Below are 10,279 nucleotides of genomic sequence, written 5' to 3'. Positions count from 1 at the left end.
ACACTCTTGTCTCCTTATGCTTGCAGGCGGCCTAGCCGGCGGCCAGCGCGTCCTTGGCGGCCGCGATATCGTTGGGGGTGCCGACCGCCAGACCGGTGGCGCCGTCGGCGATCCGCTTGACCAGACCGCTCAGCACCTTGCCGGCGCCGATTTCGAGAAAGCGATTGACGCCCTGACCGGCCATCCACGCCACCGACTCACGCCAGCGCACGGTGCCGGTGACCTGCTCGACCAGTCGCTTGCGGATCTCGTCCGGATCGGTGATCGGCGACGCCAGCACGTTGCAGACCAGCGGCGCGGCCGGCTTCTGGATCGTGACGCCGGCGAGCGCTTCGGCCATCGCCTCCGCGGCCGGCTGCATCAGCGAACAATGAAACGGAGCGGACACCGGCAGCAGCATCGCGCGCTTGGCGCCCTTCGCCTTGGCGATCTCGACCGCCCGCTCGACGGCTTCCTTATGACCGGACACGACGACCTGGCCGCCGCCATTGTCGTTGGCAGCCTGGCAGACCTGGCCCTGCGCAGCTTCGGCCGCGACAGCGACGGCCGCCTCGTAGTCGAGCCCGAGCAGCGCCGCCATGGCGCCAACGCCCACCGGCACGGCCTTCTGCATCGCGCGGCCGCGAATGCGCAGCAGCCGCGCGGTGTCGCTGATGCTCAGGCTGCCGGCGGCCGCCAGCGCCGAATATTCGCCGAGCGAGTGGCCGGCAACGAACGCCGCGTCGCGACCGACGGACAAGCCAGCCTCGCTCTCCAGCACCCGCAGCGTCGCGAGCGACACCGCCATCAGCGCCGGCTGGGCATTTTCGGTGAGCTGCAGCGTCTCCGCCGGGCCGTCCCAAATTGTGGCAGTCAGCTTCTCGCCGAGCGCCGCATCGACCTCGTCGAACACCGCACGCGCGGCAGGAAAGGCGTCGGCGAGTGCCTTGCCCATGCCGACGGCCTGCGAGCCCTGCCCCGGAAAAGTGAATGCTGCGGTCATGTGAGGTCCTGAAAATCCCAAGAAAGTCGGGACGTAAGACACCGCGCGAGCCGGCCATGTCAAGCAGACGGGGCCAAACTCCAGCGCTCTCTCCTCACCCTTTCGCAGGGGGCGACAGCCGACATGGGCTCGGCTCCGCTGCGCTGCAGTGCAACACTTTGTTCAGCCTGTCGGCAGGAGGGGAACCCGCATAAGCCCAGTATCAAGAATTATTGGCGATGATGCCGGTGCGTCCCAGGAACAGCATCCGATGCACCGCCATGACTGACACCCAGATGCCGATCGACGGAACGCCGGTTCAACCCGCCATCGTTGCGCCGCGGTTGATCAAGTGGCTGGTCAGCGGGCCGACACCCCAGCCCGATGCGATCCTGCGGCGGCTCGTGCTGCACAGTCAGGCCAAGCCGCGCACGCTGCTGATGGCCAACATCTCGACGACGCTAATGACGATGATCGCAGCGGCTCTGACCGGTGCGGCCTGGGCCTATGTCTGGGTCGTACTCGAAGTCAGCCTCGGCATGTTTCGTCGTGAAGCCGCGCATCAGATGGTACGCGTCGAGACCTCCGGGCAGCCGGTCAACGCACTGTCGCTGTATCTCGGCCTGGTCTGGGCGACCGTCTATTCGGCCGGCTGCGTGCTGTGCGTGATGGCGGGCCAGTGGCCGCTTTGTGTGCTCGCCGCCGTCGTCATCGCCGGCCTCTCCAGCGCGATCTCGTCCCGTAACGCCGGCATGCCGCGCTACGGACTGGCGATGATCTGCATTCTTGCCGCGCCCTACACGGTGGCGATGATGTTCTCGCCGCTGCCGCAGACCTATCTGGTCGCGCTGCTGATCCCCGCCTGGGGCGTCGGCATGACCATTCTCCAGTTCGAGAATTATCACGTGCTGCTGAATCTGTTTCTGTCGGAACAGACCAACAGCTGGCTTGCCAACTACGACCGGCTCACCGGCCTGCCGAACCGGACCATGCAGCATCGTTGCTTCGATGAACTACTCAACGCACGACGAGAAACTGGTCGTGAGACCGAACCGTTCACCGTGCTTTGCCTCGACCTCGACGGCTTCAAGGCCGCCAACGACCGTTACGGTCACGCCGTCGGCGACGCGGTGCTGGTGGAAGTCGCCGCCCGTCTACGGCGCGCTGTCCGAACGGTGGACATGATCTTCCGCGTCGGCGGCGACGAGTTCATCATCGTGTTGCCGGACACCTCGCCGCGAGTCGCGGGAGCGGTTGCAGACGCCGTGATCGCCGGTATCGCTGTTCCGTTCCAACTGGGCCAGGACCAGCCCATCAGCATCGGCGTCAGCATCGGATGCGCCGGCTTCCCGCAGGACGGACGATCCGCCGACGACCTGCTGCGCGCCGCCGACCACGCGATGTACGAGGCCAAGCGCCGTGGAAAGGGCACCACCGTCCAAGCTGGATGGACCGAGGACGCCCCTGGCCTGGTTCCGGAAGTCCCGCTGCGGGCTTCCAGCTGCCAGCTGGACGCTGTCGGCCAGGCCTGAGCGGCGCCGAACGCCCAAAATCAGCGGTTTGAACCCGCGAACGCTTGCCATCCGGGCGAAAACCCGTATAAGGCGCCCATCCGCAGATCCCGGCCGGGAGCTGAACGGACGGCTTCAGCATTTTCTCCATCTGGCGAATTTGATGCGGCAGGGCCAGTCGGCCCGTCGTCCCGTGCTTCCGCCTTCTGAGCAGTCGAGTCCTTTCCGAAGGGTTCGAAGGGCTTGCCGCCGGTTCTGCGCTCACAAAGGAAAGGACGGCCATGCCTCTTTACGAGCATGTTTTTCTCGCGCGTCAGGACGCGAGCACTCAGCAGGTCGAAGAACTCACCACCCAGATCACCGGCGTGATCGAGGGCATGGGCGGCAAGGTCACCAAGACCGAAGCCTGGGGTCTTCGCTCCCTCACCTACCGCATGAACAAGAATCGCAAGGCGCACTTCGTCATGCTGAACATCGACGCGCCGTCGGCCGTCGTCAGCGAGATCGAGCGCCAGGAGCGCATCAACGAAGACGTCATCCGTTATCTGACGGTGCGCGTCGACGAGCACGAGGAAGGCCCCTCGGCGATGATGCGCAAGGCCGATCGTGACCGCGAGCGCGACGATCGTGGCGGCCGCGAAGGCGGCTTCCGTGGCGACGGCTTCCGCGGCGACCGTGAAGGTCGCGGCGATCGCGAAGGCGGCTTCCGCGGTGATCGCGGCCCGCGCCGCCCCCGCGACGACGCTGAAACCACCGCTGCGACCGAGGAGTAAGCATCATGGCTGAAGCAGGTGCACGCCGTCCGTTCTTCCGCCGCCGCAAGACCTGCCCGTTCTCGGGTCCGAACGCGCCGAAGATCGACTACAAGGATTCCAAGCTGCTGATGCGTTACGTGTCGGAGCGTGGCAAGATCGTGCCGAGCCGCATCACTGCGGTGTCGGCCAAGAAGCAGCGTGAGCTGGCACGCGCCATCAAGCGTTCGCGCTTCCTCGGTCTGCTGCCCTACGTGATTCGCTAATCGTCTGCGCCCGCGGCGTTCGCGCCGCGGGCTTCTGATTTGTCATAAGGCTTCCGGAATGAGCCGGTCGCCGATGGTTGGGGCCAAGCGCCTCTAACCGCTCGAAGGGAGCGGGACAGCTGATGATCATATCGATCCTGATCGCGCTCGCCGCAGGCTGTGCTTCGGCACTGATGTTCGCCTCGATCGTCTCGGGCGCGCTGATCTCACTTTTGCTGTTCTATCTCGCTCCGCTGCCTCTGATGGTGGCGGCGCTCGGCTGGGGTGCGCTCGGCGCTGCGATCGGCGGCCTAGTCGGCGCGATCGGCCTCGCCCTGGTCTTCAGCTTCGCCTATGGCATCGCCTTCGCCGTCACGGTTGCGGCACCGGCGTGCTGGCTCGGCCACCTCGCTTTGCTGGCCCGCGCCTCCGCCCCCCAGCCCGCCTCTCCGGCCCCCGCAGCGGCGCCGACGCTCGAATGGTATCCGGTCGGCCGCATCATCGTCTGGACCGCCGGCTTCGCCGCGCTGACGACGATGGCAGCGCTCTTCACGCTCGGCACCGACAGCGCCAGCATCACCGACGGCCTGCGCAGCGGTTTGCAGCGCGCCCTCGGCAGTCGCGACGGTTCTTCGGCCGACACCGACCGCCTTATCGATGCTCTGGCGACCGTGGCGCCCTCGGCCGCCGCCACCATCGCGATGCTGACGCTGACCCTCAATCTGTGGCTCGCCGCTCGCATCACCCTGACGTCGGGCCGGCTGCAGCGGCCGTGGCCGGACCTGCGCACGGCGACGCTGCCGCCGACCACGCTGGCCGTGCTGTCGGTCGCGATCGGTCTCAGCTTCGCCGGCGGCATTCTGGCGCTGATCGGCGCCATCGTGACGGCAGCGCTGGCTGTCGCCTACGGACTGGTCGGCGCCGCGACGCTGCATACCCTCACTCTGCCGGCGCGGCATCGCGGCTTCGTGCTGAGTTCGACCTACGCGCTGATCGTCATCTTCATGTGGCCGGCCGTCATGTTGATCCTGCTCGGTATAGGCGACGCGGTCGTCGGCTTGCGCCGGCGCTACTATCAACGCCGCTCGCTGACCCCGCCCGATCCGCACTAATCACTCTCGCCTTATCTACCTTCAACATCGCAAATCGAAACAAGGAGACCAAAAATGGAAGTCATTCTGCTGGAGCGCGTCGCCAAGCTCGGCCAAATGGGCGAACTGGTGCGCGTCAAGGACGGCTACGCGCGTAACTTCCTGCTGCCGCGCAACAAGGCACTGCGTGCCACCGCCGCCAACCGCGAGAAGTTCGAGCACATGAAGGCCGACCTCGAGGCCCGCAACATCCAGGCCAAGGCCGAAGCCGCCAAGGTCGCCGAGAAGATCGACGGCCGCAACGTCGTCGTGCTGCGTCAGGCCTCCGAGACCGGCCAGCTGTTCGGCTCGGTGTCGGTGCGCGACGTCATCGCCAGCTTCGAGGCCGACGGCGTCGCCATCAGCCGCAGCCAGGTCATGCTCGACGCCCCGATCAAGACCATCGGCAAGCACACCGTGGTGATCGCCGTGCATCCGGAAGTCGAAGTCGACGTGACGGTGACCGTGGCGCGCAGCGCCGACGAGGCCGAGCGCATCAACCGCGGCGAAGACATCTCGACCCGCCAGGAAGATCAGGACGCCGCCGCCGAGGCGATCGCGGCCGCCGGCGAATTCTTCGATCCGGACGCGCAGCCGGACGACGAGCAGGCAGCCGGCTGATCCAGCCGCTGAGGCCCACAAAAAGCAAAGCCCGGTCGGTTCGACCGGGCTTTGTTGTTTTGGCAGTTACTTCGAGATCGGAACGGGCGGCGACGGCGTTGCGTCGTCCGGCGCCGCTGCCGGCGCGGCGGTCGATCCGCCGCCGGATTTAGCAGCCTCCGAGGCTTTGGGCTCTGCCGTCTTCGGCTCCGAGGTCTTGGTCTCAGTCGCCTTGGTGTCGGTCGGCCTGGTCTCGATCGGCTTGCTGTCCGTGGACTTCGCTTCGGCCGGCTTGGCCTCAGCCGGCGGCCCTGCCCGGCTGGGTGCGGGCGTCACGGCCGGCACAGGATCGGCTCGCAGAGGCACCGCTGCCGGGGTCCCGTTGTCCTTGGCCGGCTCAGCGACCGGCTTCGCAGTCTCGGTCGCCGGAGCCGGCTTGGCGGCCGTGCTCTCCTCGGACTTGCTCTCCGCAGGCTTGGCGGAGGCGGCAGGCGCCGCATGGCCCTTGGCGCCTTTGCGGCCATGCTTGCGGCCCTTGGGAGACTGCTCCTCCTGCGTCTCGGCGGCTGCGGCCGGCGCTGCTTCCGCCGGATTGGCTTCCTCAGCGTGGGCGGGACGACGGCCACGGCGCGAGCGCGGCTTCGGCTCTTCGGTCGGCGCGGCCTGCTGACCGGCTTCCGGTTTGGCCTCTTCCTCGCGGCGCGGCTTGCGGCCTCGCCGCTCTTCCGGCGCGCCCGGGGTCACCTCGGCCTTCGGCACTTCGTTCTGCTTGTAGCGCGTGTCCGTCCCGCCATTCGACACCAGGTACGAGCTCAGCAGCGAAGCCATATCGGGGCTCGTGGTGTAGTGCTGGCGCAAGAACGACGGCAGCGAACTCGGCGGCACCGTGCGAACCAGACCGCGCGGGCTCTTGTGGCAGGCCGCGCAGGTGCCTGCAAATATCTGAGATGGACTCTTGCCGGCCTCGAGATTCTGGGCTGCTGCCGTACCCGGGACGAAAGAGCCGATCAGCAGCACCATCGCCGCCGGACTGAGCAATCGGCTCAACATTTGATCCTCCGATGCAAAAAATCGCCGCAGCCGCGGCGGTGACCTTTTAGCCGATTATGCGATGAATGGGAGCTACAGATCACGCTTCTTTGTTGCCGAGACGGGCCAGCATATCACCCTCTCCCGTTTGACATTGGAGATGCCTGAAAATCTCGACTACCTTTTGGTTCGTCTATCTCTGCCAACGATAATGAACGAAACGGTAGACCGGGAATTGAGCGACTAACGGCGCAGGCTTGTGTCCGGTCTTTGGGTTGTGTCGATGGACCGATTGTTGCGTTTCTTCCTCCGCAGCTTCATCAAGCGCGGCTCTATCACCTTCACCACCGCGGAAGGCTCGACCTTCACCTGCGGCGACGGCACCGGCACCCCAGTTCACGCCCGCTTCAAAACCCGTGATGCCGAAAAGCGGGTGTTGCTCGATCCCGAGCTCGCCCTCGGCGAAATCTACATGGACGGCGAGTTCGTGATGGAGCAAGGCTCGATCGCCGAACTTCTCGCCATCGTGATGGATCAGCCGGTGTGGACACCGGGCTGGGCCAAGCTGCAGGCTTGGGCGCGTTACCTGACACGGTCGATCGCTCAATTCAATCCGCGCACTCGGTCGCGCGACAACGTGGCTCATCACTACGATCTCGACGGCCGGCTGTATTCGCTGTTTCTCGACGCCGACAAACAATACAGCTGCGCCTATTTCGAGACGCCGGATAGTTCGCTCGACGACGCGCAGCTCGCGAAGAAACGTCATATCGCCGCCAAACTACTTCCGCAGCCCGGGCATCGCGTGCTCGACATCGGCTCGGGCTGGGGCGGGCTTGGATTGTATCTCGCGGAGACCTGCGGCGCCGACGTCACCGGCGTGACGCTGTCGAGCGAGCAGCTTCAGGTCTCCAACTCCCGCGCCGCCGAATGCGGACTGTCGGAAGCCGCACGCTTTCTGATGCAGGACTATCGCGACATCCCCGGCCCGTTCGATCGCATCGTCTCGGTCGGCATGTTCGAACATGTCGGCGTCGCGCATTACGACACGTACTTCCGTCGCTGCGCCGAGCTTCTCACCGACGACGGCGTGATGCTGCTGCATTCGATCGGCCGATCCGAGGGGCCCGGCTTCACCAATCCGTGGATCGCCAAGTACATCTTCCCGGGCGGCTATCTCCCCGCGCTGTCGGAAGTACTACCGGCGATCGAACGCGCCGGTCTGCTGGTCTGCGATATCGAGATCCTGCGGCTGCACTACGCCGAAACGCTCAAGGCGTGGCGCGAACGCTTCCTCGCCCGCCGCGAAGACGCCGAGCGGCTGTATGATGAGCGCTTCGTCCGGATGTGGGAGTTCTATCTGGCCGCGTCGGAGATGTCGTTCCGCAAACAGAACAACATGGTGTTCCAGATTCAGATCACCAAGCGCCAGGGCTTGGTACCGATCACACGCGACTATATCAGCAGCGAGGAGAAGCGGCTCCGCGCTCTGGAGCACGGTTGTAAGCCGAAGCTGCAGCTCGCCGGCGAGTGAACTCGGTCACCGTGGAGGTGCGCGACAAATGTTCGCGCGCCGCGCGCATCAGACCCTCGTTGCAGCGTAAGGGCGCATTCACTTCGAGCGCGCGGTCGTAGTTTTCGAGAAGCGCTTCCAGCCAAAGCCGGTCCCGCTCGGCCGCGCCGGCCTCCGTGCAGTGCGCAGCGGCGGTGGTGGACACCATCAGGGTCTCTTCAGCCATTGCCATCCGAGCCATCGCCGCTCACCTTCCGTTAACGGACATTAACAAGCTGCTGTTCAAACCGTTCCGCGGCGGTTGCGCCGCGTCGTGTGATTCTGCTCACGGACTGCTCCCGATCGAATGGCGCTAGTTCGCCGCCATGAGCAGAAAAACCGACAAACCTCCCCTCGATATGCCGTCCGGTTCCGTGGTCGATATCGCCCTGATCGCGATTGGTCTCGCCGCGACGCTGGCCGGGCTGGCTTGGCTGTTCCTGTCGTGACGGGCGTTGCTTGCGAAACCGCGCCATCAAATGGGTCGAACCGCCCGACCCGAGGTTCAAGCTGGAGCGCACCGTTTTGGCCGGCCGAAGCGTCAAGACGATCGCGCAGGGCGCTTCGCCTTCTCCACATCCTTGTCGCCACTGGTGCATAACGCGCGATTGCCGCTTCCGCTGGCCGCGCAACAGGCGCTTAAGTCGCGCCCCGCATCCGACAAAATCGAGCCGACAATCGACCCCATGGCCGCAACCGATTCGAACGTTCTCAAGCTCGCGCCCGACACGACCGCGCCGGCCTACAGAACTGCTCCGCACAATATCGAAGCCGAGCAGGCCCTGCTCGGCGCGATCCTGGTGAACAACGACGCGTTCTACCGGGTGTCGGATTTCCTCGAGGCCAAGCATTTCTTCGAGCCGATCCATCAGACCATCTACGAGACCGCCGCTGCGATCATCCGGGCTGGCAAAGTCGCCACCCCGGTCACGCTGAAAACCTTCCTGCCCGCCGATCTCGATCTCGGCGGCTTGACGGTGGGGCAATATCTGGCGCGTCTCGCCGCCGAAGCGACCACCATCATCAATGCCCACGATTACGGTCAGACGATTTACGAATTGTCGCTGCGGCGCGACCTGATCGGAATCGGTACCGACATGGTCAACGTTGCGTTCGACGCACCGGTAGACTTTGCACCAAGGACGCAGATCGAGGACGCCGAGCGCCGGCTGTACGAACTCGCCGAGACCGGCCGCTACGACGGCGGCTTCCAACGTTTCTCGCAGGCGCTGACGACCGCAGTCGACATGGCTGCCAAAGCGTTTCAGCGCGACGGAAAATTGTCGGGTATCGCCACCGGACTGACCGATCTCGACAACAAGATGGGCGGCCTGCAGCACTCCGACTTGATCATCCTCGCCGGCCGTCCCGGCATGGGCAAAACCGCGCTCGCCACCAACATCGCCTACAACGTCGCCAAGGCCTACACCCACGAGGTGCAGCCCGACGGCACCTTCAAGACCGTCAATGGCGGCATCGTCGGCTTCTTCAGTTGCGAAATGTCGGCCGAACAGCTCGCCACGCGTATTCTCGCCGAGCAGGCCAGGATCGCGTCCAGCAAAATCCGCCGCGGCGGCATTACCGAGGCCGACTTCGACACCATCCGCGACGTCTCGATCGAGCTGCAGTCGCTGCCGCTCTATGTCGACGAAACCGGCGGCCTGTCGATCGCGCAGCTCACCGCGCGCGCGCGGCGGCTGAAGCGACAGAAGGGCCTCGACATGCTGGTGGTGGACTACATCCAGCTGTTGCAGGGTTCGAGCAAGAAGGGCGACAACCGCGTCCAGGAAGTCACCGAGATCACCACCAGCCTCAAGGCGCTGGCGAAAGAGCTGAACATCCCGATCATCGCGCTGTCGCAGCTGTCGCGACAGGTCGAGTCCCGCGACGACAAGCGGCCGCAGCTGTCGGACTTGCGTGAATCCGGCTCGATCGAGCAGGACGCCGACGTCGTCATGTTCGTGTTTCGTGAAGAGTACTATCTGCAGAACAAGGAGCCGCGGCCCGGCACGCCCGAACACGAGAAATGGGCGACCGACATGGAGCTGGTGCACGGCAAGGCCGAAGTCATCATCGCCAAGCAGCGCCACGGCCCCACCGGCACCGTGGATCTGCAGTTCGAAGGCCAGTTCACGCGGTTCAGCAATCTGTCCGAAGACAGCCATCTTCCGGAGCGCATCTGATGCCGGAGCGGATCTGAGTTACGCCGGCCGGCGTTGAACGATCCGGCCGCGTTGCATAGAGTGCGGCATGAACATGCTTTCAAATGCGACGAGCGCCGGCGCGGCCGCGCTCGAACATGACAATGGTGCGTCGGGCGACATCGTGCGCGCCGAAACTCCGGGCGTCCTCACCGTCGACCTCGACGCCATCGTCGCCAATTGGCGCAAGCTCGAGAAGACCGCAATCCCGACCGAAGGCCCCGGCGTCGTCAAAGGCAACGCCTATGGCTGCGGCGCGGGTCCAGTCACCGCCGCCTTGGAGCAGGCCGGCTGCAAA

The 10,279-nt window shown here is 65.3% G+C and carries 11 protein-coding genes; 9 read left to right on the top strand and 2 right to left on the bottom strand.

Features of this window, described 5'->3' with window-relative positions; translation table 11 throughout:
• Positions 1-31: 31 nt before the first annotated feature.
• Positions 32-982 carry an ACP S-malonyltransferase gene (fabD, locus tag I5M_RS24030; RefSeq protein ID WP_022723722.1) on the bottom strand — a complete coding sequence of 317 codons (951 nt, stop codon included), beginning with the start codon at positions 980-982 and terminating at the stop codon, positions 32-34.
• Positions 983-1,242: 260 nt separating this feature from the next.
• Between fabD and I5M_RS24025 the strand changes: the two genes are divergently transcribed.
• The 5 genes from I5M_RS24025 (at position 1,243) to rplI (ending at position 5,220) form a co-directional block, all read left to right on the top strand.
• A complete protein-coding gene (locus I5M_RS24025) occupies positions 1,243-2,493 on the top strand; it encodes a GGDEF domain-containing protein (protein ID WP_051048828.1) in 1,251 nt (416 codons plus the stop codon).
• Positions 2,494-2,753: 260 nt separating this feature from the next.
• A complete protein-coding gene (rpsF, locus tag I5M_RS24020; RefSeq protein ID WP_022723720.1) occupies positions 2,754-3,245 on the top strand; it encodes a 30S ribosomal protein S6 in 492 nt (163 codons plus the stop codon).
• A gap of 5 nt (positions 3,246-3,250) precedes the next feature.
• Positions 3,251-3,490 carry a 30S ribosomal protein S18 gene (rpsR, locus tag I5M_RS24015; RefSeq protein WP_022723719.1) on the top strand — a complete coding sequence of 80 codons (240 nt, stop codon included), beginning with the start codon at positions 3,251-3,253 and terminating at the stop codon, positions 3,488-3,490.
• 122 nt (positions 3,491-3,612) lie between these two features.
• A complete protein-coding gene (locus I5M_RS24010; RefSeq protein ID WP_022723718.1) occupies positions 3,613-4,581 on the top strand; it encodes a hypothetical protein in 969 nt (322 codons plus the stop codon).
• A 54-nt stretch (positions 4,582-4,635) separates the two neighbouring features.
• On the top strand, positions 4,636-5,220 hold the full coding sequence (rplI, locus tag I5M_RS24005) for a 50S ribosomal protein L9 (RefSeq protein ID WP_022723717.1): 585 nt from the start codon (positions 4,636-4,638) through the stop codon (positions 5,218-5,220).
• Positions 5,221-5,286: 66 nt separating this feature from the next.
• Here the strand turns inward: rplI and I5M_RS24000 are convergent, their stop codons facing one another.
• Entirely contained in the window at positions 5,287-6,249 is a 963-nt protein-coding gene (locus tag I5M_RS24000) for a hypothetical protein (RefSeq protein WP_022723716.1), read from the bottom strand.
• A gap of 262 nt (positions 6,250-6,511) precedes the next feature.
• On the opposite strand from I5M_RS24000, the gene I5M_RS23990 reads away from it, so the two are divergent.
• From I5M_RS23990 to I5M_RS23975, 4 genes are all read left to right on the top strand, one after another.
• Positions 6,512-7,762 carry a cyclopropane-fatty-acyl-phospholipid synthase family protein gene (locus tag I5M_RS23990; RefSeq protein WP_022723714.1) on the top strand — a complete coding sequence of 417 codons (1,251 nt, stop codon included), beginning with the start codon at positions 6,512-6,514 and terminating at the stop codon, positions 7,760-7,762.
• A gap of 344 nt (positions 7,763-8,106) precedes the next feature.
• Positions 8,107-8,229 (top strand): hypothetical protein, encoded by a 123-nt coding sequence (locus I5M_RS34135; protein WP_283804880.1) that lies wholly within the window; start codon positions 8,107-8,109, stop codon positions 8,227-8,229.
• 237 nt (positions 8,230-8,466) lie between these two features.
• Positions 8,467-9,963: a replicative DNA helicase gene (locus I5M_RS23980; RefSeq protein WP_031337417.1), complete on the top strand. Its 1,497-nt coding sequence runs from the start codon at positions 8,467-8,469 to the stop codon at positions 9,961-9,963.
• Positions 9,964-10,030: 67 nt separating this feature from the next.
• A partial coding sequence (locus tag I5M_RS23975) for an alanine racemase (protein ID WP_031337416.1) occupies positions 10,031-10,279 on the top strand: 249 nt, incomplete at its 3' end.

It is taken from the genome of Rhodopseudomonas sp. B29, assembly GCF_000333455.1.
Lineage (GTDB): Bacteria > Pseudomonadota > Alphaproteobacteria > Rhizobiales > Xanthobacteraceae > Rhodopseudomonas.
The sequence above is the reverse complement of the archived record's forward strand: the minus strand, read 5'-3'. Positions and strand labels throughout refer to the sequence as shown.